We start from the raw sequence: 25,515 nt of genomic DNA, 5'->3' as shown, positions 1-25,515 counted from the left end.
TGAGGCAGTGTATAGTGAGCGATATGCAAATTCAGGCTTCGATACCTTCACCGACATTTTCACAATTTAATATTGGACCAGTTACTATTCATATGTATGCAATCTGTATACTTACTGGCGTTGTCTTTGCTGTATGGATTTTAACTGCGCGATGGAAAGCAGTAGGTGGCACTTTTGATCAGGTGCTTGATACAACGCTTATCGCGGTGCCATGTGGCCTGGTGGGCGCAAGACTATATCATGTCATTACTTTGCCAGCACAATATTTCCCGCCGACTGGTTCTTTAATTAGTATTGTCAAGGTCTGGGAAGGCGGCATGGCCATTTTTGGTGGTATTGGTGCCGGTGCATTGGCGGTATTTTTGTGGTGTCGCCATAAGCATTACCCTTTTGGTTTATTCGCTGATGCAATTGCTCCTGGTCTCATGGTCGCTCAAGCAATTGGGCGATTGGGTAATTGGTTTAATCAGGAGCTTTATGGTTGGCCGACAACATTGCCTTGGGGATTAGAGCTTAATGATGCCAATGCATTGGGTAAAACGCAAGTGTGTTTCCAAGGTTCCGCATGCCCACAAGGTACGCTGTTTCATCCAACATTTTTATATGAGATGATTTGGAATCTCTGTGGTGCTGCATTGCTGGTTTATATTGGCGCTAAATTCGGTCAGCGTTTGCGTGCAGGGCAACAATTCGCTATGTACATGATGTGGTACGGCGTAGGTAGATCTTGGGTTGAGGCATTACGCATTAATTATTCAACAGTAATTTTTGGACTTCGCACCAATATTTGGACAGCAATTTTTGTTGCTATTGCAGGTCTAATTCTATTTATTGTCCTTGCACGAAAGGGGCAAAGTCGTCTGTCTCAATCGCAACATTTGCAAGCAGTGACCAAAGCGGAATTGGAACGTTTAGCACAGGAAGAACATCAATAAGCTACGCTTAACTCGCGTAGTCCGTGAATTTCATAGAATGGTAACCATGGATATTAGAATTGCACCAAGTATTTTATCAGCTGATTTTTGTAATTTAGAGCGCGATTTGCAAGCAATCGCAAATGCTGACTTAGTTCATGTGGATGTTATGGATCACCATTTTGTGCCGAATTTGACACTTGGTGAGCCTATTGTTAAGCGCATTTGCGAGGTAAGTCCTCTGCCAGTCGACGTGCACTTGATGATTGAAGATCCAGACCGTTGGGCGCCTGAATTTGCTCGCTGTGGTGCTGATTCTGTGACGTTCCATATGGGCGCTACGCATGCACCTGTTCGTTTGGCTCGTCAGTTGCGCGATATGGGTGTGAAGGCATGCTTTGCAGTTCGTCCTGCAGAACCTGTTGAGCCAATCTTTGATATTTTGGATGAATTTGACATGGTACTTATTATGACTGTTGAACCAGGTTTCGGCGGTCAAAAGTTCCTTGCGAACCAAATGGCAAAAACCCGTCGTCTGCGTGATGAAATTACTCGTCGTGGTCTCGATGTTCACATTCAGGTCGATGGCGGTGTAAGTCGTTCTACAGCTGCTATTGTGGCTGAAGCAGGTGCTGATACATTAGTTGCAGGTTCTGCTGTGTATGGCGCCGATGATATTGCTGCAGAAATCGATTTGATTCGCAATAACGCTGCGGCAGCATATCGCAATTAACGAGAGTGTAGTAATACGCTGTAAACACACGGTATAAAAAGGAAGATCATGAAAACTTTTGACTCTTTATTTGCTGAATTGCAGACTAAAGCACAGCAACAATCAGCTGGATCTCTTACTGTAGAAGAACTGCATAAGGGCACCCATTTTATCGGCAAGAAGCTGGTTGAAGAGGCAAGCGAAAGTTGGATTGCCGCAGAATATGAGGGTGCTGACCGCACAGCAGAAGAATTGAGCCAGTTGCTCTATCATATTCAGGTTATGATGATCGACCGCGGTCTGACACTTGAAGATGTGTATAAGCATCTCTAAACATTACACGCCGTAATGCTATATTCACTTCAAGGAGTTAGGTATGTTACGTATTGCTGTTCCCAACAAAGGTATGCTTTCTGAACCATCGTGGAATCTTTTAGATGAAGCTGGCTATGCGCTACGCACGAATGCGCGTCAGCTCGTTGTAGAGGATCCTGACAATGGAATCGAATTGTTCTATTTACGACCTTTAGATATTGCCGTGTATGTGGGTCGAGGAACAGTTGATGTTGGTATTACTGGCAGGGATTTGCTGCTAAACTCAGGAACTCAAGCTATTGAGACTATGCCGCTAGGATTTGGGGCTTCAACATTTCGTTTTGCAGCCCCAGCTGACAGTGCTATTCGCCAACTCAGCGATATTCAAGGTAAGCGTGTAGCAAGCTCATACGATAAGTTGGTCGGTGACTATCTTACTGAGCGCGGTATTGATGCAGAAATTATTCACCTTGATGGCGCTGTTGAGTCCTCAGTACACCTTGGTGTAGCAGATCTTATTGCTGATGTTGTTTCTACTGGTACCACATTGCGCAATGCTGGTTTGCATATTTTCGGTGACCCAATTTTGCGCTCAGAGGCCATTATGATTCGCTCTCCAAGATTAGATGAGGATAATGCTGATTTAGCAAGGTTGATGCGCCGTTTACAAGGTGTACTTACTGCGCATCGCTATGTGCTTATGGATTTTGATATTCCTGTTGGCAAGGTTTCTCAAGCTGTAGCGATTACCCCTGGCTTTGAATCACCTACTATTTCGCCATTACATGATTCACAGTGGTCAGCGGTGCGCGTTATGGTGCCCAAGAAGCAAGTCAATAAGCTGATGGATGATTTGTACGAAATTGGTGCACGAGCCATTATTGTGACGGCTTTGCAGGCTTCTAGAATGTAGTTTGATGCGGTATGGCAGTTTCAGAGCAGGCAGGTATTCAGGATCAAACGTCAACGCTCACTATGGCATCAGCCTCATCACCACATACGAATAATGATGACGGTGAGCAGGAGGCGTTTGGTCCAGAAGCACGCGATGTGATTTTTACTATTCCTAATCTCATTAGTTTGATTAGGATTCTTTCTATACCGTGTATTGCTTATTTAATTTCACAACGGCAATTATTATTGTCGCTGGTGATTTTAATGATTTCCTCTGCCACAGATGGTTTAGATGGCTATATTGCGCGTCGCTTTAATCAAGTCAGTAGAATTGGTCAGCTTCTTGACCCAATTGCAGATCGATTGCTGATTATTTGTTCTATGCTGGCTCTCGGATGGGCACATATTGTCCCTTGGTGGCTACTTATTGCTGTTGGTGTGCGCGATCTTATTATGCTGATGGAGATTCTTGTGCTTGCAGATCATGGCTATGGTCCGCTTCCTGTACATTTTGTTGGAAAAGCAGGTACTGCGTTACTGTTGATGTGTGTACCTATTTTGATTATTGGCGATTTAGGTTCTCAAAATATTTTTACTGTGCTACATTTAATTGGTGTTGCAGGTGCAATATGGGGGATTGGACTGTACTGGGTTGCTGGTGTGATATATATCAGTCAAGGTGTAGTACTGATCACACATTTGGGTAGGCAGAACACAGAGTGAACTTGAGGTGAGGTCGTGCAGATGCAGCAGTCTCAACCAGCATCATGGCAGGTAGATCCTGAGACAACGCCTGTACACCGCCGTGCTGTTTTTTCTCGCTCAGTTGCCGGTCTTGTGCATCGTCATACCCAGCATCTTGATCATCGTGAGCAAACAAGAATTACGAGACGCCGTGTTCATGATGAATCACTACATTTAATCGATGAGTTAGTGAATCGTCCTGTCGATCCGATGTTTGAAGACGCACAACTTGCTCCTCAACATTCACCACTGGTTATTTGGTTTAATCGTATTCTTGCGTTTATTTTTTGTGTGGTCGTTGGTTTTGCTGGTGCCAATATTGTTCAAGAATTGCAATTGAATACACGTGAAAAAGTGCGTGCTGAGCTTGCTAATCAAGTTATTGCTTTGACTGATAAACGTAGTCAGTTGCAGTCTGAGCTCGATCGAGATCGTGCTGAAATTGATAAACTCACGCAGGAACTCAATACTTCTCAGACAAGTTCGCGAGTCCAAAGCGATAATATTCAAAATGGGGCAGTAGCAGTTACAGGGCAAGGAGTAAGCGTTACGCTTACTAACCCTATTGCAGCTGATGACTCAGGTTCTGATACGCGCGTGACTGACGGGCAGTCCATTCGTGTAGTTTCTGATATTGATTTGCAAGTTATCGTATCGAGACTGTGGGCTGCGCATGCAGAGGCTATTGCTATTAACGGTGTTCGCCTTGGGGTACAGACTTCGATTCGTACTGCTGGTAGTACTATTTTAGTGGGAATTACCCCTGTAGAGAGCCCATATAAAATTGAAGCTATTGGCGATCCATCAGAGCTCAAGGCCGCGGCTTCAAAGCAAGAACAAGATGCATTTTATGATGCTTTAGAACAGGTTGGTATTTATCCTGATGTTTCTACAGCAAAGTCACTTACACTTCCAGCAATTACTGCGAATGATATAACCTACGCGCGAGAGGATAAATAATGGCAGCTATTTTAGGGCTTATTGTTGGTGTTATTGTTGGTATTGTATTTAAGCCAACGGTTCCTGTAGAATTACAGCCGTATTTGCCTATTATGGTTGTTGCAGCTATTGATGCACTGATGGGTTCTGCACGTGCATATTTTGAGCGTAACTTCTCAGATCGTGTGTTTGTCATTTCGTTCTTATCTAATGTGGTAACTGCTGTACTCTTGGTGTTTTTAGGCAATCAACTTGGTGTGGGATCTCAGTTGACAACTGCTGTGATTGTTGTACTTGGTATACGTATCTTCTCTAATGTATCTGCAATTCGTAGATTCATTTTTAGAGGATAGCAGGTATGGTAAGGGGCAACACGATGCCATCAAAGCGAACTAATCGAAACAGTAACCGAGAGACTAATCGAGTACGAGATAATGCTGTTAATGCACTTGGTCCTATTGGTCAGTTGTTGCATCAAGAGCATACGGATGAGCATAATGACGATCTCAATACTGGTGCTTTCCCTCAGGTGAAGAAAAAACCTGCAAAAATTCATGATGCCAGACATAATGTGTATGCGCGTATCGCATCTACACTGACTATTATTGTGTTATGTGCTTTGCTTGGCTTTGGGTATGTGACGCAGTCTCAAAATTCAAAGAAATCCTACGAATCTTTAAGTGAAGATGAGCTAGTGCGCTTACTTGATGAAACAAATCGTCAGGTTGACTCTCTTGAGCAGCAGCGTACACAATTAAGCGAACAACTTGATTCAATTCGTTCATCTGCCAACAAACAGCAGGAGCTGGAGCGTGTAGCCCAAGAAAACGAGCGTACAAGTGGTATTCTCTCTGGACGACTTGCTGCACACGGCAAAGGAATTGAGATTACTATTACGCAAGGTGGCAAACATATTCCAGCATCTGTGCTTTTCACTCTTATTGAAGAATTGCGTAATGCTGGGGCAGAGGTTATGCAGTTTGGTGATGTACGCGTGGTAGCTTCAACGTACTTCTTAGATACTGGGGATGGCGTAATATGTGATGGTGTATCGATGAAAGCACCGTATAAAATACTCGTTATTGGTGAGCCAGAGTCGCTAACAAATGCTGTGCAAATTGCTGGCGGTGTTGGTTCTCAGTTGCGTGTACGCTATGATGCAGGTGTTCGTATTCGACAAAACAATAATGTGCAGATTGACGCCACGCGTCAGCCTTCCACATATTCGTATGCAAAGACGGTAGAATAGAGATATGACTGATCCAATTCCAACAGCTGGCGAAACAACTATTATCGGTATTCCAGCAATTAATATCGCTAATACGGCTACTTCTGATCGTCCGTTAACCGCACAGGATTTAGAGACGATTGCACGGCTAGGGGAGGGCACTGCCCTGCTTATTTCTACACGTGGCGCGGTTACGGGTTCGCGGTATTTGTTAGATGAAGATACGATTACCGTTGGGCGTGATAGTCGCTGTGATATTTTACTTGATGATTCTACTGTCTCTCGCTCACACGCTATTTTTAAGCGTATTCCTGGGGGCTTTAGTGTCGAAGATGCTGGCTCATTAAATGGCACATATGTTAATCGTGAGCGCGTCGAAACAGCAGCATTACATAATGGCGATGAAATTATGATTGGTAAATTCCGCTTGGTATATTTCGGTGCTAATGCCATTGTGCGCTGATATATTGCAATAGCTCACTGAGTTACTTTAATAGCTACAGGTCTGGGAACAGTATGTTATATATGCTTTCCAGACCTTTTATGTTGTACGAGCTGTTGAAATTTCAGCATAGGAATACTGAATATTTTAGATGCTATTTATATAAGTGTATTTCTATATACTATTTTGACATAACGTACCTTATCGGCGTTATTACATATACCAATACTTCCACTACACAAAAGTCGCAAGCCTTACCACATACAGTAAAACTTGCGACCTATTTGATAATCATTCATTATCGTAATAACGCAACCGCTGCGTCATGCAATTCATCAACACGATCAATAATAGCTGTTGCTCCATGCTCTTCAAGCTCATGCGGTTCAGCATAACCCCAGCGGCAACCTAATGCAGGAATGCCGCATTTACGTGCGCCATCCATATCAGTCCAACGATCGCCAACCATTACTGCATGATCTTGGGCTGGATCAAAACCAATAGATGAGAAACAATATGTAATCACTTGGTCTTTTTCTAGGCGGCTTCGATCCATGGATGCACCATAAATACCGTCAACCATGTCGGCAATACCAAAATAATCGCAGACTACTAGCGCCTGAGGTTCAGGCTTACATGTCGCCACAGCAAGCATATAGCCGTCATCGCGTAACCGTTGAAGTTGCTCAGGAATACCCTCATAAACCGAGTTGTACAGCCTACCAGCAACTTTATGTCCAGGATGCTTGGGGTCTTCAAATGTAGCTTCATCTGAATAATAATGGCGATAAATCCGCACAGCGCGTTCCATCTCTTCGCCCTCAGGAATACCATTACGAGCAAAGGATTCGACAATAGCTGGACCAATAAACCGCATGAGTTCAGCATGATCTGGTACAGGACGACCTAATTCCTCAAAGGTCTTTGTAACACACGCAATAATACCGGGATGTGACTGTGTTAAAGTACCATCTAAATCAAGCAAAACAACGCGCATTGGATGTTGAAACTGCATACTCCCCCTTACCTCAACGGTTTATTCGTAGTCTGGAATCCAGCCTTCACGGTGCATTTGTAAACGCTTGTCAAGCAACTCTTGCAATTCTGGAATATCGCGTCGCTCAAGCAACATATCCCAGTGTGTGCGTGCTGGCTTAGCGTCTTCGTCATCCTCGCTATTTTCGCTCCCTTCGCGTACTGCAGTCTGTCCGCAGCGGCACTCCCATTCTTCTGGTGGTTCAGCACCCTCAGCTAATGGCAAAATAGTGCGATGTCCTTTAGGACAGACATACGCCACTTCGACACGAGCCGCAAAATCCACATTATCATCAGATTCTAGTGATTTTGCACCAATACTCATTCCACGTAATGAACGTTCAGCCATTACTCCTCCTTACCTACTACCACGCTACAAAACAGCAATGACACCTGTTTTATTCCAAACCTGAATACGCCACAACAGAGCGATTAACAATAGCTCGTGCAAAATGCGCCAAATCTGCAACATTCGTTTGCCCGTGTTCCGGTAAGAAATCACGAACTTGCTCAATTTGACCGAGCAGATCAATAATCCGCTTACACGAACGAACAAAATCACCGCCAGTTAAATCACGATTATTTGACAGCGTTTGCGCCAAATCTGCTCCAGTAGCCCAGTCAAAAACAACTTCAACCATACCAAAGTCAAGCGGACGCAAAGGTTCTAAACCCATATCCGTACACAAGGTATTCATGCGATACCACAGCGTTTGCATGCGTGATGCTGCCACGGCGATATCGCCTTTTGCACCCCCTGGATAATGAGCAGGCTGCCCAGTTGAGCCGTGGTGTGATTCATAGATAAATGCAGAAAGCACTGCGACAAACGCTTCGGGAGAAAGACCGTCAAATACGCCTTGTGTCAAACATTGCGCAATTACAATATCGAGTTCGCTATAAATTCGACGCAGTAATTGACCTTGTGTACTGAGCACTAATGTATCAGGAAGTGACCTGTGCTCAATAGCAATTGGCATATTGCCATCGTAGAGCTGTTCGATACGTCGCGCATCATAGTTTTCCTCAAGCTCATCGTGTCTCGACTCTTTAGGATCGATAACAATACCAAGAGCCAGCAGAATATGACAGATAACAGAAAACCTGCGTACAACAGAACCTGTACGTGAATCTCTACGATGTTCTAGCCGCTCTAATTCTCGTGTCTCTCTTGTCCAACGATGTCCCCAGCGCATATGCTCATCAATATCAGGGCATTGACGACATGGATGGGCTCGATCTTGAGCTTTCAAGGTATCAATTTTACTATCTAATGATCGAAAGGCGCCTGATCGTGCCTGAGTTGAACTAAAAACACGATGTTTAAGAGCATTCCTCTCCCCTCGCTGTGCATCCGTAAGCCTCATACGAATACGCAATAATTCGGTAATTTCACCATATTCGCATTGCATAGCCTGCTCGTAGCCGTGTATTGCTTGCTTTAATTGCTCAATACGCGAATCCAATGACGACGCTGAGGCATTAGCTTCCCATTGTGCGAACGAATGTTCCAGCGTATCCTGTGCCATTGCCACACTTGATGTGTTTAATAAGTTTACAGCCATGCTAAATGTTGGCTTAAAACTCGAATGCAATGGATATACACGCTTAGAAGATAGTGATGCTGCCGTCTGTGCGACAAAACCCTGATGATCCACTACGATCGCATGACCGATTGTATCAGTTCCACGTCTACCAGCTCGACCGGTAAGCTGTGTAAACTCCCCAGGCGTTAAATCAACATGGCCTGTACCATTAAACTTCTCAAGTTTTTCGATAACAACACTACGTGCTGGCATGTTGATACCGAGAGCAAGTGTTTCTGTAGCAAAAACTATTTTCACTAAACCCTGTTCAAATAAGGTCTCAACAATTTGCCTAAAAAGCGCAATCATACCAGCATGGTGAGCAGCAATACCTTCTTCTAAAGCGCGAATAAAATGCGAGAAACCAAGTGCTTTTAACTCATCTCGTGAAAGTTGCCCATCAATCATAGTTTCGACAATATGTCGAATACGTAATGCTTCGCTATCCGTGGTCAATCGCAATCCAGCTTGCATACACTGACGAACCGCCTGATCGCATCCAGCACGAGAGAAAATAAAATAAATTGCTGGTAAACGATCTAATACGTCAAGTTCATCAACAACAGCCCAACGTTTCGGAGTATAACGCTGACCACGACCCTGACGAGACGATACTAATTGCTTAGCTGATGCACGATGGTATCTACCAGAAGGGCGTTTTGTTCGACTATAAGTATCCCCGGCACCACCTATTCTACGAGCTGCCTTATGATCAAGCTCCTTAAGACGCATCGTCAGCTGATGATTTAATGTTGTAGTTCCGCGTTGGAATAGCGGATATAACTGTGGTTCGTGTCGCTCATCGGATTGGAGCATCACTTCTTGGCGAAGTGGCACTGGTCGTTGCTCACTAATCACTAATGTAGTATTGCCTCGTGTTGATTTAATCCAGCGTGAAAAATCTTCTACATTTGACACTGTCGCAGATAATCCCACAATGCGCACGCTACTTGGCAAATAAATAATGACTTCTTCCCATACTGCTCCCCTGAATCGGTCAGCAAGATAGTGAATCTCGTCAAGAATTACAAAATTCAGGGCATGCAATGTGATGGAATGAGTGTACAACATATTGCGCAACACTTCAGTGGTCATCACCACAATCTGCGCCTCTGGATTTACGGACAAATCACCAGTAAGTAGTCCTACTTGCTCGCTGCCATACTGAGCGACTAGCTCATGATACTTTTGATTACTTAATGCCTTAATTGGCGTAGTATAGAATGCTTTAACACCACGCTCTTGCGCAAGATATACTGCAAAATCTGCAACTACTGTTTTACCAGCACCAGTTGGAGCTGCAACAAGAACATTATTATTCTGTTCCAAAGCGTCAATTGCCTGCTGCTGAAAATCATCAAGTGCAAAAGGCAGGCGTTGAGCAAAGGAGTACGCATACGAGGATCTGTACTGTTGACGCTCCTTAAATGCACGATACCGACCAGCAGGTGATTGAGGATCAAGATCCACTGTATCTGGCGTATGCTGCTCACGGCGACGACGCCTACGAACCATAGTTTCCCCTACTCTTATTATTATACCGACTTGAGCTCGTTGATACGCAGTATGAAAGAAAGACCTGTTTGTATGTCTCTATTTTAGCTAATCACGCATTTGCGGCAAAGTACCTGCATTCCACTGCTTACGCACGCCAACTGGTACCAGCATGCGTAGAGCCTTGTGCTTCACAGTTACCTTCACTGGAAGCTGCCCGATAGGTTCACCATCAGCCATCAATATCGGAGGCTCAGCACCGCTATCGTTGCGGTCAAGGCGCACGGCGGTAATTTTGTCATAACCAAAAATTGGGTCTTGTAAATGCTGTCCATGATATGCGCGAGCAAAAGCATGAAGCGCCTGCTTAGGTGTTGGATGCCATTTAGTCCACAGCATTTCCAGCACACCATCATCAAGCTGGGACTCCGGAGAAGCCTCAATACCTCCACCAATATATCTTGCGTTTGCAATAGCAACTAATGGAGTATTTACATCAAATTCATGTGTCTGCCCATTGGCTAATTGTGCTTGAATATGGTATCCATAATCTTGCACATGCGAAATTTCCCATAACCCTGCAGCCATATAGCGCAACATACCAACAGGCAAAGTAGACTCGTTGGCGCGTGCATTGATGGCCGCGTCGATAGAACAATTAAGCATGCCTGCTATGTAACGATTGATTCGAGCGCCACCGTCCTCAGGAGAGGTAACCTGAGCTAAGTCTAAATCAATCGTACTGCGTGCAACAACTGATGCCAGTACCGCTTCTGTGCCTGCAATAATACGTCCCACAGGATGACCCAAGCAACGAACAAAATCATTGCCAGATCCTGCTGCCACAACTCCAAGTGGAACACCTGTATCGGCAACAGCATTAACACCAAGCGAAACCATACCATCGCCGCCAACGACAACGATAGCATCTACATCATGAAGAATATTACGAGCATTACGCAGTGACTCATCACGATCATGCCCAGTAATATCAATGGTTTGCACATCCCATTGCTGTCCATGCGTAGTGAGGTGTTCAAATACCTGACGCCCATACTGTTCGCCTTTGCCATTATCTGCTGCAGGATTCGTGATAAGAGCCAACGTAGTAGTATGTGGAGCAACGACATGAGGTGTTACTTGTGCAGTGTCGCCATCGTTGTGTGTATTCATCATGAATTGTTCCATCGTTCCCAAACAATGCTGTGTGCCAGCCTTCGCTGCTGCTTGTGTGCATTCTTGGCCATTTGAGTTTGCAAATATCTACTTCGCGTATCTTCGTAAGATTCTTGTAGCACTGTTGCAACTGGATCGCGCTCTTCATGCGCTTGTAACTGTGCTAAAGGCTCAGTAACACGCGTTGAGGTATCACTTACTGTTCGCAATGCCCGCAATGCATGGATAATCACATATGCAACACCTGCAATAAGACATAGTATGAACCATATAACCAGTCCAATCCATACCCAAGCAGGCATTACATACTCCTTACGTATATTGTTACATCACATCGAGCACAATAGCTGACATAATCAGCAATAGTACATCAAGATGATCTGTCAGTGGCTATCTTCCTCTCCATTAACACTAAGCTCTCGCTTGGCACGCGCCACAATCATAGTACGAAGTGTTCCAGGAGACACAGCAACAATATGACGTGCATGTGCAATACAGAACGCCACAAACCATGAGTCAGAAGATACTGTAAGCGTTACTCGCTCACCTTGTTCAAATGGTTCAACTTTTGCATCAGTTAACGCCTGAACAAATTCATGCCCTGGCACATCAGTAATGAACTGCGTAACTGTGCCATTGTCAAAACTCCACTGCCGGATTTCAGAGAGCGGCACATCTGGAATTTCAAAATCATGCTCTGGTTCAATAATTGCTGCCTTGCCAATACGAGCTAAACGTAGCATACGCCAGTCGTCATGCTTACGGTTTTTATCTTTATTAGTTTTACGCGTGCGCTGCACTTGAGAATCATCAAGCCCATCCCAAATTGCCGCGTAATACACGCCTTCATCAACAAAAATCTTGGCTGGAACAACGACCTGCTCACGAGTACGCCCAGCGCCATCCGTGTATTCGATATCCAGCAACTTCTTACGGAGAATAGCACTATTGACAATTGGATAGATTGGTGGCTCAAGTTCATATCCGGTTAATGATAACCAAGGCGTTTCTCCTGGCTCAGTATGTGCGCGCAAACGTTGTGATAACGATTGCGCCTGCTCACGAGACTGTTCAGGAAGTAATGGAGAATGTGCCAAATAGCTTACAGAAGCAGTAAGCATACTGAGATATTGTGGCGCAATACCAGCTAAACGCTCTAAACCAAGAGAATTCGTAGCACTAATAATGCCCTCTGATTCAAGCAACGGCCAATCGATATCAAAGAATTGACTTCCTGCAAGCTCACCATCGTCAGAAACTGTTGTCAGTGTACCAATATCTTTACGAATAACAGTTACAGCCTTTTTCAGCTCATCTTCTGTCTCGCAATGCCCATAGAAGCGCTCAGCAAGATCAGTGAGCGGATATTCCTCTCCCAGATGCGCTGACAAAAACAGCATGAGGCGAAGGCGACGATCAACTTCTGAGCCGGTCTGGTAGGACTGACTAATCGCTTTACGACCCTTTGCCTCTTCACCATCTTTTGGCAGATTAAAACTATCAGTAATCTCCTGATGTTCTTCAAATGCGTGCTCTGGACGGTCAGCAGAAGCAAAATGAATTGCGCAATGTAAACGTCGATTAAAAGCATCAATAGCCTCTTGCGGGCTAACAATCTTAGAACCAGGATGTTCCAGTACAAACATTGCCAAATCATCCGAGTCCGAATAGGCAACGTTAATATGCTCACCATCAACATCAACTGTTGCAGCAAAACGGCGAGAATCAATTTCTTTAATCAAATCATCTGGAATGGTTTGCGTGCCTAACCCTGGTGCAATCGAATCGAGCCCTAATCCAGGAACCGGCATCTGTGGTACACGTGGAGCGGTGCGCGACAGCTTCTGATGCTCGTGTTGTGCCTGCTGTAGTGCAGATGACATGGACATCGACTGTGCTAAATAATTTGCCGCAGCCAGTACTGGCAAGTCTTCCTGTTCAAAACGCATGCGCACACGTGGCTCATCGCCTAATTGCAGACGATATGAAGCAAAGTCTTGACCTTCTGATTTTGAAGAATATTCTGGCTGACGAGATTCAATAGCTATGCCCATAGCAGCCAGCTTGGCACGATCTCGCTGGAACTGTTTTGCAAATGCAGCTTTTGCTGCCTGATCTGCAAGTTCGCCATATGAATCTGCATACGCTTTTACACGCTGAGCGATTTGGCGAGAAGTAAGCCACTGCGGAAATGCTGACGACAACACTGCCAGCACATCAAGTTCATGTTTACCCCACTTGTCGGAGAATCGGCGCCTACCGTTCAACGATCCTTCAGCCATCTGTCCTCACGTCTCACTATTGTATCGGTTTAAGTACTACTTCTATGTATTGTACGTGGTATTTACAGGAATACCACTCGTTTTGTGATTTTTTTCACCAATCGATTGATTTTAGTGATTTATATCACATTTTATTGCCAATCATCAGGCTCAACACCTAATGGACCGACAAATTCCCCATTTGGTACGTAAGAAGGATGTCCTTCATCCTCTAGCACTGCTGCTGAGAAACAACGCACATCCTGCCCAAATGTCCAATCCCCATGCACTGTGAAGGATTTTGCCGCTGCAAGCGATGGTACACCATATGGGAATCGCTCATCAAAATCAGCAATATTCTTATAAAATCTTGGATCCAAGTCAACTTCAGGGAAAATATAATTACCATCTTCCATCTCGTAACTGTCAGTAAGATGGAAACGATCCGAACGCATAATAAATAAATCGTTGGTCGTTTTCACGGGCAGGAATCGTGGTCTATCAACTTCTACACATGTTGCACCATCGAATAGAGCAATTGCCGCACCCATAGCAGTCTCTAACTGCAACACAGGTGTTGTAGTGCTATCTGTTGGATCCACAGTTTTACGGTTACGAATTACTGGTAAAGCAAGTACTCCTTGAGTTTGCGCTAATCGATCACGCAGCTGACGCACACGTACCCAAATATTATTGGTATTAAAGTATGGATGCTTGGCAATATCAGTAGCATGTTCCTTATCATCAGGATGTACTTGGCTCATTTCGCGCAGCATCAAGCGCCCAGTCTTGCGATCGCGCACCACATGACCCCCCTTACGATCTGCAGGAGTCCTACGTGCCACTTCTACCATAAAAGGTGCGTCAGATTGTGCGAAAACTCCTGCCAACGTTGTCGATGGGCGGGCTCCTAAATTATCAGAGTTGGAGATAAACAGATACTCAATGCCATGCTCCAGTAAGGTATCAAGTAATCCAGATTCCCAAAGCGTGGTAAACACATCGCCATGACCAGGAGGGCACCATTCAAGTTCAGGATTTTGCTCAAATGTCACCGGCAAACCGGTAGCGATGTCAATCTTGGGTTCAACATGCTGAATAATTTCCATTGGAATATCATGCTGAACAAATCGTCGATTATGCTGTAATACTGCCATAGAATCATGGCTCGTCCTAAACGAATTCATTAAAATCAACGGCAAAGACGCATCCTGCTTAGCGCGCGCCGTAATTACTTGACCTAAAATAATATCCAAAAATCTCATACGTCGAGCTTTATGCCTGCGCACAGGTAACAGTGATTTTGGTCCCTCTAATCCCATAGAGGTACCCAATCCTCCATTGAGTTTCAAAAAAGCTGTTTTTTTGAATGCTTCGCACGCCTGATCATGATCAATATCAGCATGGATATCACGAATAGCTGGAACTTCGGTAAGTGGTTCCACGTCTGCTTCGCGAATCCACTCTGATTCGTCTTGCTGCCACACATGGTATAAGCGCTCAAATTGCGCTATTGCAATATCGCTCATCCCGTGGTCGCGCATTTTTGCTGCAGACCGCTCAAATTTATCCGTAGACACGTTGCCCCTTTCAGCATACGTATGTGCTGTGTGTATTGTATCGAATGTGTTCATGCTTTGCACGTAGGAACACAGCCGATTTACCATAGCCTTATTAGTGTGACTACGATTATGCTGAAAATACGCTGATAATGACCTGTTATACACAGGAACTCCACATTTGTAACTACAATGGAAACTATTCCAACGCCATAACTCAAATTGACACTCTGTCAATTTTTTGATACTGTACTTTCTGGAAGGGAACAGCTTGTAGAGGTGAAGTATGACAGATACTATGCAAACACATGTAGGTGCGCGAGAGTTAAGTATTGGCGACCGCCAACGTCAGCGCATTATTCAAACTGCATATGATATTTGCATTGAGCAAGGCTTTTCAAAGGTTACTATTAACGGTATTGCCAAACGCGCCGGTATTACGCGCACACTAATCTATCATTATTTTGAAGATAAAGATGCTGTTGCAGATGCCATGGTAACAAGTATTGTGCAGGACCTAGTTACTGAGCCACTGCGTAAATGGAATGATCAGCGTGTACATGGCAATCTGCATGAGGCAATAAAAAACCTTGTTGTTTTAATGAGAACTGTAATTGACGAATCTAGCTTGTTTTCCTCTCGCATGATTGGGTACGCTAATGGTCAGTTATATCTGCAATTTATAGACTGCACTTCTTCGCAGATTTCTGATTTTATTCTTGAATATGCATTCGATGATTTTCATGCACTCCATACACTGCCAATTAAGAATTTACGAGAAAATCTTATTATTCTTATCATCGGCATGTTTGGCATTATTCGCCAATACCCCATGGTAAGTGATGAAACTATCCGAGATGTTGCTGTCCAAACCTTGCGCCTTGAATCCTTCACTCAAAATAGCGCTGCTGAACGTCAGCATGCAGCCCGAACATTGAGCACAGAACATCAGGAGCATCAGCTAGCTTCTTAACATCATATGCTTGCTAGATAAAAGCAATGTATTGGTAACTAGATCTGTGCCTTTACCAACAATTTATCAAAGTGCCACAGTAAAGCAAGCAATACGATCACCCTTATAGATACGAATGTGCGGACAGTGTGAATACTGCCCGCACATTCTGTTTTGTGCTCACAACGCACGCAACGCTATAGACGATTATGCCTCAACAATTGCTGCAAAATCATCAGCAGAATTTACTTGAGCGTGAGAGTCAATCACCTTATTAATCCAAGCCACGGCATCCGCTACCGGCACACCATTACGCTGGCTACCATCGCGGAACCTGAAGCTTACTGCATTATTGGAAGCATCCTCTTCACCAGCAATTAAAGTGAATGGCACCTTGGACTTTGAAGCATTGCGAATCTTCTTGCCGAAGCGATCGTCTGAAGTATCCAAATCGCAACGCACCATGTCACGTTCCAGCTGAGCAATTACAGAACGCAAATGCTCAGTTACATCGTCCGCTACCGGCACACCAAGAACTTGCACTGGGGCAAGCCATGCTGGGAATGCGCCCGCATAGTGCTCAAGCAAAATAGCAAAGAATCGCTCAATAGAGCCAAAGAGGGCACGGTGAATCATCACAGGGCGCTGACGTGTGCCATCAGCAGCCACATATTCCAAACCAAAGCGTTCAGGCAAATTGAAATCAAGCTGAATCGTAGAAACCTGCCAAGTTCTGCCAATAGCATCACGTGCCTGAACAGAAATCTTTGGTCCATAGAATGCAGCCCCACCTGGATCATCGACAAGTTCCAATCCAGAATCTTTAGCTACCTCTGCCAAAGTATTAGTTGCTTCTTCCCAGATTTCATCTGAGCCAACAAACTTGTGCTCATCTTTAGTAGAAAGTTCCAGATAGAAGTCATTTAGACCGAAGTCCTTGAGCAAGCCAAGCACAAAACCAAGCAAAGACTTCAGTTCGTCCTTCATTTGCTCGCGGGTGCAGTAAATATGTGAATCATCTTGAGTAAGTCCGCGTACACGAGTTAAACCATGTACCACGCCAGACTTTTCGTAACGATACACTGTACCAAACTCAAACAGACGCAATGGAAGCTCACGATATGAGCGCTGACGAGACTTGAAAATCAAATTATGCATCGGGCAGTTCATTGGTTTCAAGTAATAATCTACGCCCTGCTTGGTAACTTGACCATGCTCATCGACTTCCTCATCCATGCGCATTGGCGGATACATACCGTCCTTGTACCAAGACAAGTGTCCAGAGACTTCGTACAAATGACCCTTAGTAATATGTGGGGTCTGTACAAAGGAATACCCGTGAGTGCGATGCAGATTGCGGGAGTAGTCCTCCATAGCGTTAATAATTGCTGCACCCTTTGGATGGAACACTGCAAGACCTGGACCAATCTCATCTGGGAAGGAGAATAAATCCATTTCTTGACCGAGCTTACGATGGTCGCGGCGGGCTGCCTCTTCCATGCGAGTTTGATAGTCTTTAAGCTCTTCCTTTGTAGCAAATGCCACACCGTAGATACGCTGCAACATTGGATTGTGCTCATTGCCGCGCCAATATGCAGCAGCAGCACGTTCCAGATGGAATGCCTTAATCAAGCGTGTATTAGGCAAATGAGGGCCACGGCACAAGTCTTTCCACACGGTATTGCCATTATGATCAACATTGTCATACATGCTTAATTCAGCTTGAGAAACTTCTGTCGCAGCTTCTGGATCAAGAGCCGCCTCCTTATCCCCAATAAGCTCTAATTTGTAAGGCTGATCTGCTTCTTCTGCACGTGCTTCTTCTTCAGTAACTACACGGCGGACAAAGCGTTGTCCAGACTTAATAATGCGCTGCATGCGCTTCTCAATATCCTTCAAATCTGAAGGAGTAAATGGCTCATCTACATCGAAGTCGTAATAGAATCCGTTCTCAATCACAGGTCCGATGCCGAGCTTGGCATTTGGTCGAATCTGCTGAACAGCTTGAGCCATCACATGAGTGGCAGAATGGCGCATAATAGCAATACCATCTTCACTCTCTAAGGAAATTGGTTCAACAACATCACCATCATGTAGTGGTGTATACAAATCGCGTGGTTCGCCATTGAGTCGAATTGCAATCACGGAGCGATCTTCTACAAACAGTTCAGTTCCTGTTTGCGTTGCCTCGATATCTCGCGGTTCGCCTTGAACAGTGATATGAATGAGGTCTTGTGCCTGAGGCATAGTTTGTCCTTTACTATCGGGACCCGCGGTACGTGGTGCAGGTCGTGGACTTATAGTGTGTCATTGTGCCCTTAGTACGCGGTGTATCTCAAGGAACAACAACATGCATACCTTAAGTCGTTGAGCAGACAAGGACACAAAATATGCATTCACACGCTTTAGAAAATAAATGTAGTCTATTATGATACTCATGAGTAGGCGATAGTTTTATCCAGTAAGGCGAGCGCACGTTGAGTATGCAACTAAGTGAACTGGTTGAATATGCATATGAGCAGTACGATATTGACGAAACTTTCCCTTGGTCGCAATACCCTGGAGTTTCTGTATTATCGCATCCACATACTGGCTCGTGGCTAGCCATTCTTATGCGTGAATGGAATGAGCAGTTGGGTGAGTTTGTTGAATATTGCGATATTAAATGCGGTGTTCCTTATAAACAAATGCTTGCACAACAGCAGGCACCGTATGTGATTTTTGCTAAACGGGTGAGCGGCAATGACTGGATTGGCGTGGACTGCTCACAAGTTTACGATGCTCATGATGTATTTGCGTGTTTCGATGAGGCCTATGCTAAAGCTGAACTTGGCAATGTAATGGTAATCAACCATGTGCATCCGCAAAATCAGCCAGCTGATATTGTTGTCCAACCAACACAACGCTCTACTAGGAGTTATAGCGCCGGACACGTGCAAAGCCAGCGTATTGTTAGAGCGCAGCATACTGATGCGCGCTTTGATGATCCAAGTATTCCTGAACAGTTGCGGCAAATGCTTGCTATGGGACAACAAGCACGACCCTCAAAATCGTTAGATGCACAGCGCAAACTTTTTATTCGTCAAGCACGTTTTATGCGTGACTACACTGAAACAACAGGCACATGGAGCACTTCCCTTTTTAGGCTTTACCCAACCTATCAAAGTTTGACGTTGAATCAGTTGCGCGGATACTTCACTTGGCGCACGCGGTACCGTGCTGGTCAACTTCAACCAGCTTCCGCAGTATTTATCAGTATTTATTTAAATGAATTATTTAATGGTGTTGGTGCTGACAGTCCTGAAGATGCTGCACGCAAAGCATATCACTGTCTGGCACAATTTGAGCAGCAGGATGAGTTCTTTGCTGTTAATACTGTTGCATTACATACGTGGATCGTTGATTTTTGCGTTCTATACGGTGTAGATGTGGCTTTAATACAACAATTTATAGATCACACTATACGAGAACAAGATACGCTGCTGCATACATTGTATTCACCTCAGGAGTATCAAGAATCACAAATTATTGAAGCAATATTTGAGTTTTCTACGACTTTCAGTAAGTCTCCAATTTTTAAAAAGCGGCATGATGAAGCCGTACATATGGTAGCGCAGCTGTGGACATATTGTGCGCGGCAGACGGTCGAAGCCATGCAGAAGCAGTCTTTATTTAGCATTATTTTTGGTAAGCCATATCGTCGCCAGTACTTCCCTCTTGCCGACGCTATGGTGGAACCCATTAAGCCAGAAACTAATGTTTCTTATATGCTTACGCCAATGCGACGCCTTGAGTATCAGAAACGCGCTTGGTATATCGAGGGATACTCGCCATTTTCATTTGATACGAAGCAACTTGATACTTTCCTGCGCGTTGTTGACCGCATACTGCGTAAACAATGGAAAACTGGAGGATATTTACGCGAGCGTGATGATGAGTTGTGGGCTGTGCCTCTTGTTGAACAAGGATTTGCGTATGTGGCACAGCAACAACGGCGAGTGCAGATTCCTTCGATTGATGTCAGCGCGGGCACATTGGGCAAAATCCGTACTGATGCGGCATTAACTCAAGAGCGTTTGCTCACTGATGAGGAGCGTGATGATACTGATCAAACAACGGCATTGACGAGTTCAGGTGTGGATTCATTGCTCGATTCATCTTCAGATGCTGTAACACTATCATTTGTGGATTCAGTTAACCCCCATGATGATGCTCAGCAAACTATTCGCTCTCAGGGGCAACAAGAGGAGCACAATCAAGATCAAGAGTTTGTATACCGTATTCTCAGGGATTTGCTTGCTGACTCGTCAGGCGAATCAGCATTGGCTGATATTCGTCAAGCTCAACGGTTGCCTGCTGTTGTTGCTGATAGCATTAATAGTCTTTGCTGGCAGGAGTTTGGCGATACCATTGTGGAGTATGATGGTGCTTCTTTGCAACTAGTTGATGATTATGCTGATGATGTCGCCCAGTGGCTGGAGCAGCAGGCACAATAATCGGTCTTATCAGGCGATACCATAATAGAATGGCTAAGCAATAGTTGGATAGTTTGAATAGTTTGATAGTTAAGACAGTAAGGTTTGGACGCATGGATTTTAGCAACAGCGCACAGTCGGCCCCTAAGGTTCCAAAGCGTATTGCTCGTACAGTACTCAATGCGTTAAAAGGTGGTGTGGTGCCGCGTATCGGCTTGCCGTATATTACTGTGGGTAGGAAGCTTGAAATTCAAGCATTATTAAGTGATGTGGATATTATTGCTGATGGGGGCGCTACTTGTCGCTTTATTGTTGGTAAGTATGGTTCTGGTAAGAGTTTTCTGATTCAAGCTATTCGCAATTATGTTATGGACAAGGATTTTATTGTTGCTGATGCGGATTTGTCTCCTGAGCGTCGCTTGCAGGGTTCTCGTGGACAGGGCTTGGCTACTTATCGTGAGCTCATTGGCAATTTGGCTACTAAAACTAAGCCTGAGGGCGGGGCGCTTTCGTTGATTCTTGATCGTTGGATTAGTAATGTGCAAAGTGAGGTTATTCAAGAATCTGGTTTGCAGCTTAACGATCCTAAAGTTGGTGCTCTTGTCGATCAGCGTATTGTTCATGTCACTTCATCAATGAGTGAGTTAGTACATGGTTTTGAATTTGCTACACTGCTTTCACGCTACTATCATGCGTATCTTGATGGCGATGAGCTTACTCAGCAGCAGGTATTACGCTGGTTTAGAGCTGAATTCACGTTGAAACGGGAAGCAAAAGAAGCACTTGGTGTCAATATTATTATTACTGACGATAATTGGTACGAGTATATTAAGTTGTTTGCGCAGTTTTTCCGCTATGCCGGGTATGCAGGTTTGCTGGTGATGATTGATGAGCTGGTCAATATTTATAAGATTCCAAACAGCATTACTCGTCAATATAATTATGAAAAAATGTTGACCATGTATAACGACACATTACAAGGTAAAGCGCATTATTTGGGGCTAATTCTTGGTGCTACTCCGCAAACATTAGAGGATAAACGCCGTGGCATTTATAGTTATGAAGCACTTCGGTCTAGGCTGACGGAGGGTAAATTCTCTAGGCCAGGTGCTCGCGATTTATTAGCACCCGTTATTCGTCTTGATCCGCTCACGCCGGAGGAGATACTGGTCTTGTGTGAGAAGCTACAGACGATGCATTGTGGGCTGTATGGTTATGAGCCGCGTCTTACTACTGAGGATCTGGCTTCGTTTATTCAAATTGAATATGGCAGAGTTGGTGCAGATCGGCATATTACGCCGCGAGAAATTATTAGAGATTTTATTGAGCTGTGTGATTTGCTCTACCAGCATCCTGATTTGACGTTACAGGCAATTCTTGATTCTTCTTCATTTACCTTTGCCTCTGCGCCGCAGCCGCAAGTACATGACTCGTTTGGCGCATACTCTACAGGTGCCGCTTCACAGCAAACGCATCAAGTGGTGTCTGCCCCTGAACGCAATGCTGATCCTGATGAGGGTTTATATGCTGAATTTACGTTGTGAGCTTAGGTTGTACATGTATTGCGCAGGAAGCGGGCGGATGGTAACGATAGGCGGTTATGGTGAATACACACTATACAAGTGATACTCCAACTGATGATGTTGATGTGTTTAGTCGATATGCGCCGTTTATCCAAGACTATATTTACCAATCGGGATGGCATGCATTACGTGACGTGCAAGAGGCTACTGGACGCGCAATTTTTACTACCGACCATCATGTACTAGTTTGTGCTTCTACTGCGTCTGGTAAAACCGAGGCAGCGTTTTTTCCAATGCTGACTTTACTTGATGAAGCTCCGGCTCATAGCGTTGGTATTTTGTATATTGCTCCATTAAAAGCGCTCATTAATGATCAGTTTCTGCGTTTAGATGAATTATGTGAGCAAGCGCATATTACAGTCACGAAATGGCATGGTGATGCTTCTCAAAGTGCCAAACGAAGGCTACTCAAACACCCTAGTGGTATTGTGCAAATTACTCCTGAATCTTTAGAATCCTTACTGATCAATCGCGCTATGGAAATTCCATCATTATTCCACGATTTACGCTTTGTGGTTATTGATGAAATTCATGCGCTGCTACGCGCAGATCGTGGGCTACAAACCTTTGCTCTTATTGAGCGGCTTTGTAGAATTGCAGGATGTAATCCGCGCCGAATTGGTCTTTCTGCAACTATTGGAGATCCACAATCTGCTGGAGCATTTTTAGCAGCAGGCAGCGATCGAGCTACTATTATCCCGCATATCGAATCCGGCAATGACGTGTGGCGTATCAGTATGGAGCATTTTTATAATAGTGGACCACAAGCTGATGCACTTTCCACTGATATGAGTACTGAATCAACTAGTACAAAGCCAGTCTTAGCATTACCACAACAAGAAATAGCACGTGATATTCAGTTGCACACTCACCCTCAGCGTGCTCACGCTTTGACACAGCACCAGCAGCCACTACTTGACGCGCAAGAACCACCTAGCACCTTTATACAGGAGCAGGCAACTGATCAAGCACCAGAACAAGCAAACCCAGGTATAGGCTATATTTTTGAACATACCAAAGGTCATAAATGCTTAATTTTCACGAACTCACGTGAAGAATGCGAAATCGTCTGTCAGCAGTTACGACATTATTGCGAAATAACCGGCGAACCAGACCGATTTTTAATCCATCATGGCAATCTGTCACCTGCACTGCGCCAAAGTGCGGAAGAAGAGATGAAGGAAGACGACAGTCTTATCTCTATCTGCGCTACAGCCACCTTGGAGCTCGGTATTGATATCGGTAAATTAGAGCGTGCCTTTCATCTCGATGCACCATTCACTGTTTCTGGTTTCCTACAACGCCTTGGTAGGACAGGTAGGCGTGGTATGCCAAGCGAAATGTGGTTTGTGATGCGAGAAGATCCTGCGCTCGCTCGCAGCGATTCACCTGCCAATACCCCATGGTACTTACTACAAGGTATTGCACTGATACAACTCTATGCAGAGGAGCATTTTGTTGAGCCTGCCAGATTAGACCGGCTTCCCTATAGTTTGCTCTACCATCAGACCATGAGTACCCTTGCTTCGTATGGTGAATTAAGTGCAGCGCAACTTGCTTCACGCGTACTCTCATTGGCTTGTTTCCATACTATTAGCCAGGAGGATTATCGCCTGCTTTTGCGTCATCTTATTGCAACTGACCATATCAATCTTACTGAATCTGGCAATCTTATTGTCGGTATTACTGGAGAAAAAGTTGTCAATAATTATAAATTCTATGCGGTATTCCAAGAAAATATTGAATTCAGTGTTCGCACCGGTTCTCAAGAGCTCGGCACTATTGTTAAGCCGCCTCCTGTAGGAGAAACGATTGCTATTGCTGGTCGAGTGTGGGTGGTCGAAGATATCGATTATGAACGTCACCTTGTCTACTGCGAACTGGTACAAGGCACCAAACCAGCGTATTTTGGCGATGTACCAGGCGATATTCATACACGAGTGCTACAGCGCATGGCGCAAGTGCTACGCGAATCTACGATGTACCCGTACTTGCTCCCCCATGCACAAGCTCGATTAACACAAGCTCGCTCGCTTGCCCAGTACAATCATATGGCTGAGCAACCGCTTATACATCTTGGTGGTAGGTCGTACGCGCTAGTGCCATGGTTAGGTACTTACGCATTTTTGGCGTTAGAGCGTATGTTAAAAATTCGCTGCGCTAGTCGTTTAGGCTTAAAAGGCTTACAGTCTACACGTCCGTATGTTATGCAATTTACTATGCAAGTAAGCGAGCGCGAGTTTTATGCTATTGTGGCCGATGAGCTTCATCGTGGTATTGATCCTTTGGAATTGGTCTATCCTCAAGAAGTTCCTATTTTTGAGAAGTATGATCAGTATGTGCCTGCTGAATTGGTGAAAAAGGGCTTTGCTTACGGCGTGCTTGATATTCAAGGTATGGCTGAGGCGATTGAGCGCTGGACGCAGATGTTCTTGTAGCTTGGTATTGATAGGTAGCAGTTCCTAGATTACAATACCAAGCTCAATTGCTTCATATGATCCCTCTCAATACTTTGACTATTGTACTGTTTTGACAATAGCGCTGTGTCTTTAGATATGTTATCTATCAATACTCATACTTAGTTCGATGTTATCGTTGATTTGAGTGATGAGCTCGTTAATATGTGATTGCATAGCTCCGATAGCAGGTTGTCCACTGCAAGAAAATGATCTACTTGTGCAGGAGCTTTTTCCTGTATAGTCTGTTGCAGTTGATGAGTATCACGCGATGTTGCTGCAACATAATGTCCCTGTGCTAATGCTGCAAGTGTTGTTGCCAACCCTATGCCCTTTGACGCACCAGTTATGAGTAGTACTTCGTGTTCCATGGTTTCCCTTTTCAGTCTATGATTTTTACTTGCTCTTTGTGTGCAAGTGGTACTTGTGTGTATGCGGCAAGTACGTGTGTAACGGCACTATATACTTCTTGTAGTAGTGTGTTACCGTAGTCTGTGAGTTTGATTTGTAATGCACGCCTATCGGTAGGGCTTTATGTTTTTCTATAACTTGGCATGATGCTTCAAATCGGTGAAGCATGCGTGAAGTGGCACACTGGCTTAGCCCAATATACGCGCTAATTTCGTTAACAGTAAGTGGCTTTCCTTGCGCCTGGGCAAGATAATGCATGACGTAGAATGCATTCAGTGTCATTGGTTCTGACGTGTGTTGGAGCTGGTCGGCAATGGCATGTTCTATTTGATGCAGAGT

General features: G+C 44.6%; 22 protein-coding genes and 1 pseudogene. 13 read left to right on the top strand and 10 right to left on the bottom strand.

Translation table 11 applies throughout. The features are described 5' to 3' along the window. Positions 1–23 precede the first annotated feature (23 nt). The 9 genes from lgt to IEU85_RS02745 all read left to right on the top strand — a co-directional run bounded on the left by lgt (position 24) and on the right by IEU85_RS02745 (position 6,209). Positions 24–935: a prolipoprotein diacylglyceryl transferase gene (gene lgt / locus IEU85_RS02785; protein ID WP_188354693.1), complete on the top strand. Its 912-nt coding sequence runs from the start codon at positions 24–26 to the stop codon at positions 933–935. Positions 936–981: 46 nt separating this feature from the next. Beyond that, the gene (gene rpe / locus IEU85_RS02780) at positions 982–1,647 is read left to right on the top strand and encodes a ribulose-phosphate 3-epimerase (protein WP_188354692.1); all 666 of its coding nucleotides are present in this window, start codon (positions 982–984) and stop codon (positions 1,645–1,647) included. A 48-nt stretch (positions 1,648–1,695) separates the two neighbouring features. Further along, complete coding sequence (locus IEU85_RS02775; protein WP_188354691.1) at positions 1,696–1,959, top strand: phosphoribosyl-ATP diphosphatase; 264 nt, start codon at positions 1,696–1,698, stop codon at positions 1,957–1,959. A 43-nt stretch (positions 1,960–2,002) separates the two neighbouring features. Further along, on the top strand, positions 2,003–2,854 hold the full coding sequence (hisG, locus tag IEU85_RS02770; protein WP_188354690.1) for an ATP phosphoribosyltransferase: 852 nt from the start codon (positions 2,003–2,005) through the stop codon (positions 2,852–2,854). A 62-nt stretch (positions 2,855–2,916) separates the two neighbouring features. Beyond that, the gene (locus tag IEU85_RS02765; protein ID WP_188354993.1) at positions 2,917–3,558 is read left to right on the top strand and encodes a CDP-alcohol phosphatidyltransferase family protein; all 642 of its coding nucleotides are present in this window, start codon (positions 2,917–2,919) and stop codon (positions 3,556–3,558) included. Positions 3,559–3,579: 21 nt separating this feature from the next. Next, positions 3,580–4,539, top strand: a complete 960-nt coding sequence (locus tag IEU85_RS02760; RefSeq protein ID WP_229714739.1) for a DUF881 domain-containing protein — start codon at positions 3,580–3,582, stop codon at positions 4,537–4,539. Next, positions 4,539–4,871 carry a small basic family protein gene (locus tag IEU85_RS02755; RefSeq protein WP_188354688.1) on the top strand — a complete coding sequence of 111 codons (333 nt, stop codon included), beginning with the start codon at positions 4,539–4,541 and terminating at the stop codon, positions 4,869–4,871. Before IEU85_RS02760 ends, IEU85_RS02755 begins: the two co-directional genes overlap by 1 nt. 23 nt (positions 4,872–4,894) lie before the next feature. Then, positions 4,895–5,767, top strand: a complete 873-nt coding sequence (locus IEU85_RS02750; RefSeq protein ID WP_188354687.1) for a DUF881 domain-containing protein — start codon at positions 4,895–4,897, stop codon at positions 5,765–5,767. Between the two features lie 4 nt (positions 5,768–5,771). Continuing rightward, positions 5,772–6,209: an FHA domain-containing protein gene (locus IEU85_RS02745; RefSeq protein WP_188354686.1), complete on the top strand. Its 438-nt coding sequence runs from the start codon at positions 5,772–5,774 to the stop codon at positions 6,207–6,209. Between the two features lie 277 nt (positions 6,210–6,486). Here the strand turns inward: IEU85_RS02745 and IEU85_RS02740 are convergent, their stop codons facing one another. The 7 genes and pseudogenes from IEU85_RS02740 to IEU85_RS02710 form a co-directional block, all read right to left on the bottom strand. Then, entirely contained in the window at positions 6,487–7,203 is a 717-nt protein-coding gene (locus IEU85_RS02740; protein WP_188354685.1) for an HAD hydrolase-like protein, read from the bottom strand. 21 nt (positions 7,204–7,224) lie between these two features. Further along, entirely contained in the window at positions 7,225–7,572 is a 348-nt protein-coding gene (locus tag IEU85_RS02735; protein ID WP_188354684.1) for an RNA polymerase-binding protein RbpA, read from the bottom strand. 49 nt (positions 7,573–7,621) lie between these two features. Further along, complete coding sequence (locus IEU85_RS02730) at positions 7,622–10,324, bottom strand: DEAD/DEAH box helicase (protein ID WP_188354683.1); 2,703 nt, start codon at positions 10,322–10,324, stop codon at positions 7,622–7,624. Positions 10,325–10,411: 87 nt separating this feature from the next. Then, complete coding sequence (locus tag IEU85_RS02725) at positions 10,412–11,479, bottom strand: diacylglycerol/lipid kinase family protein (protein WP_188354682.1); 1,068 nt, start codon at positions 11,477–11,479, stop codon at positions 10,412–10,414. Next, the gene (locus IEU85_RS02720) at positions 11,476–11,781 is read right to left on the bottom strand and encodes a hypothetical protein (protein WP_188354681.1); all 306 of its coding nucleotides are present in this window, start codon (positions 11,779–11,781) and stop codon (positions 11,476–11,478) included. Before IEU85_RS02720 ends, IEU85_RS02725 begins: the two co-directional genes overlap by 4 nt. A gap of 305 nt (positions 11,782–12,086) precedes the next feature. Beyond that, positions 12,087–13,761: pseudogene (locus IEU85_RS02715) on the bottom strand (helix-turn-helix transcriptional regulator); the annotation flags it as partial. Positions 13,762–13,892: 131 nt separating this feature from the next. After that, complete coding sequence (locus tag IEU85_RS02710; RefSeq protein ID WP_229714738.1) at positions 13,893–15,284, bottom strand: UTP--glucose-1-phosphate uridylyltransferase; 1,392 nt, start codon at positions 15,282–15,284, stop codon at positions 13,893–13,895. 301 nt (positions 15,285–15,585) lie between these two features. On the opposite strand from IEU85_RS02710, the gene IEU85_RS02705 reads away from it, so the two are divergent. After that, positions 15,586–16,272 carry a TetR/AcrR family transcriptional regulator gene (locus IEU85_RS02705; protein ID WP_188354678.1) on the top strand — a complete coding sequence of 229 codons (687 nt, stop codon included), beginning with the start codon at positions 15,586–15,588 and terminating at the stop codon, positions 16,270–16,272. A 186-nt stretch (positions 16,273–16,458) separates the two neighbouring features. Here IEU85_RS02705 and thrS read toward each other — a convergent pair whose 3' ends face one another. Beyond that, entirely contained in the window at positions 16,459–18,498 is a 2,040-nt protein-coding gene (gene thrS / locus IEU85_RS02700; RefSeq protein WP_188354677.1) for a threonine--tRNA ligase, read from the bottom strand. 236 nt (positions 18,499–18,734) lie between these two features. Between thrS and IEU85_RS02695 the strand changes: the two genes are divergently transcribed. The 3 genes from IEU85_RS02695 (at position 18,735) to IEU85_RS02685 (ending at position 24,747) form a co-directional block, all read left to right on the top strand. Continuing rightward, on the top strand, positions 18,735–20,747 hold the full coding sequence (locus IEU85_RS02695) for a TerB N-terminal domain-containing protein (protein WP_188354676.1): 2,013 nt from the start codon (positions 18,735–18,737) through the stop codon (positions 20,745–20,747). Between the two features lie 92 nt (positions 20,748–20,839). After that, positions 20,840–22,270 (top strand): ATP-binding protein, encoded by a 1,431-nt coding sequence (locus tag IEU85_RS02690; RefSeq protein ID WP_188354675.1) that lies wholly within the window; start codon positions 20,840–20,842, stop codon positions 22,268–22,270. Positions 22,271–22,326: 56 nt separating this feature from the next. Beyond that, complete coding sequence (locus IEU85_RS02685) at positions 22,327–24,747, top strand: DEAD/DEAH box helicase (protein ID WP_229714696.1); 2,421 nt, start codon at positions 22,327–22,329, stop codon at positions 24,745–24,747. Between the two features lie 140 nt (positions 24,748–24,887). Here the strand turns inward: IEU85_RS02685 and IEU85_RS02680 are convergent, their stop codons facing one another. Beyond that, positions 24,888–25,136: an SDR family NAD(P)-dependent oxidoreductase gene (locus tag IEU85_RS02680; protein ID WP_188354674.1), complete on the bottom strand. Its 249-nt coding sequence runs from the start codon at positions 25,134–25,136 to the stop codon at positions 24,888–24,890. A gap of 25 nt (positions 25,137–25,161) precedes the next feature. Then, a complete protein-coding gene (locus IEU85_RS08860; RefSeq protein WP_371866624.1) occupies positions 25,162–25,458 on the bottom strand; it encodes a MarR family transcriptional regulator in 297 nt (98 codons plus the stop codon). Between the last annotated feature and the right edge of the window lie 57 nt (positions 25,459–25,515).

It is taken from the genome of Galliscardovia ingluviei (genome assembly GCF_014635685.1).
Classification (GTDB): domain Bacteria; phylum Actinomycetota; class Actinomycetes; order Actinomycetales; family Bifidobacteriaceae; genus Galliscardovia; species Galliscardovia ingluviei.
Note: the sequence above shows the minus strand (reverse complement) of the source record. Positions and strands in the feature narration are given on the sequence as shown.

Bases quoted from the DNA above. Each gene is read 5' to 3' on its own strand.
- lgt (WP_188354693.1), top strand. From the start codon at position 24: ATGCAAATTCAGGCTTCGATACCTTCACCGACATTTTCACAATTTAAT.
- rpe (WP_188354692.1), top strand. From the start codon at position 982: ATGGATATTAGAATTGCACCAAGTATTTTATCAGCTGATTTTTGTAAT.
- IEU85_RS02775 (WP_188354691.1), top strand. From the start codon at position 1,696: ATGAAAACTTTTGACTCTTTATTTGCTGAATTGCAGACTAAAGCACAG.
- hisG (WP_188354690.1), top strand. From the start codon at position 2,003: ATGTTACGTATTGCTGTTCCCAACAAAGGTATGCTTTCTGAACCATCG.
- IEU85_RS02765 (WP_188354993.1), top strand. From the start codon at position 2,917: ATGGCATCAGCCTCATCACCACATACGAATAATGATGACGGTGAGCAG.
- IEU85_RS02760 (WP_229714739.1), top strand. From the start codon at position 3,580: ATGCAGCAGTCTCAACCAGCATCATGGCAGGTAGATCCTGAGACAACG.
- IEU85_RS02755 (WP_188354688.1), top strand. From the start codon at position 4,539: ATGGCAGCTATTTTAGGGCTTATTGTTGGTGTTATTGTTGGTATTGTA.
- IEU85_RS02750 (WP_188354687.1), top strand. From the start codon at position 4,895: ATGCCATCAAAGCGAACTAATCGAAACAGTAACCGAGAGACTAATCGA.
- IEU85_RS02745 (WP_188354686.1), top strand. From the start codon at position 5,772: ATGACTGATCCAATTCCAACAGCTGGCGAAACAACTATTATCGGTATT.
- IEU85_RS02740 (WP_188354685.1), bottom strand. From the start codon at position 7,203: ATGCAGTTTCAACATCCAATGCGCGTTGTTTTGCTTGATTTAGATGGT.
- IEU85_RS02735 (WP_188354684.1), bottom strand. From the start codon at position 7,572: ATGGCTGAACGTTCATTACGTGGAATGAGTATTGGTGCAAAATCACTA.
- IEU85_RS02730 (WP_188354683.1), bottom strand. From the start codon at position 10,324: ATGGTTCGTAGGCGTCGTCGCCGTGAGCAGCATACGCCAGATACAGTG.
- IEU85_RS02725 (WP_188354682.1), bottom strand. From the start codon at position 11,479: ATGATGAATACACACAACGATGGCGACACTGCACAAGTAACACCTCAT.
- IEU85_RS02720 (WP_188354681.1), bottom strand. From the start codon at position 11,781: ATGCCTGCTTGGGTATGGATTGGACTGGTTATATGGTTCATACTATGT.
- IEU85_RS02710 (WP_229714738.1), bottom strand. From the start codon at position 15,284: ATGCGCGACCACGGGATGAGCGATATTGCAATAGCGCAATTTGAGCGC.
- IEU85_RS02705 (WP_188354678.1), top strand. From the start codon at position 15,586: ATGACAGATACTATGCAAACACATGTAGGTGCGCGAGAGTTAAGTATT.
- thrS (WP_188354677.1), bottom strand. From the start codon at position 18,498: ATGCCTCAGGCACAAGACCTCATTCATATCACTGTTCAAGGCGAACCG.
- IEU85_RS02695 (WP_188354676.1), top strand. From the start codon at position 18,735: ATGCAACTAAGTGAACTGGTTGAATATGCATATGAGCAGTACGATATT.
- IEU85_RS02690 (WP_188354675.1), top strand. From the start codon at position 20,840: ATGGATTTTAGCAACAGCGCACAGTCGGCCCCTAAGGTTCCAAAGCGT.
- IEU85_RS02685 (WP_229714696.1), top strand. From the start codon at position 22,327: ATGGTGAATACACACTATACAAGTGATACTCCAACTGATGATGTTGAT.
- IEU85_RS02680 (WP_188354674.1), bottom strand. From the start codon at position 25,136: ATGGAACACGAAGTACTACTCATAACTGGTGCGTCAAAGGGCATAGGG.
- IEU85_RS08860 (WP_371866624.1), bottom strand. From the start codon at position 25,458: ATGACACTGAATGCATTCTACGTCATGCATTATCTTGCCCAGGCGCAA.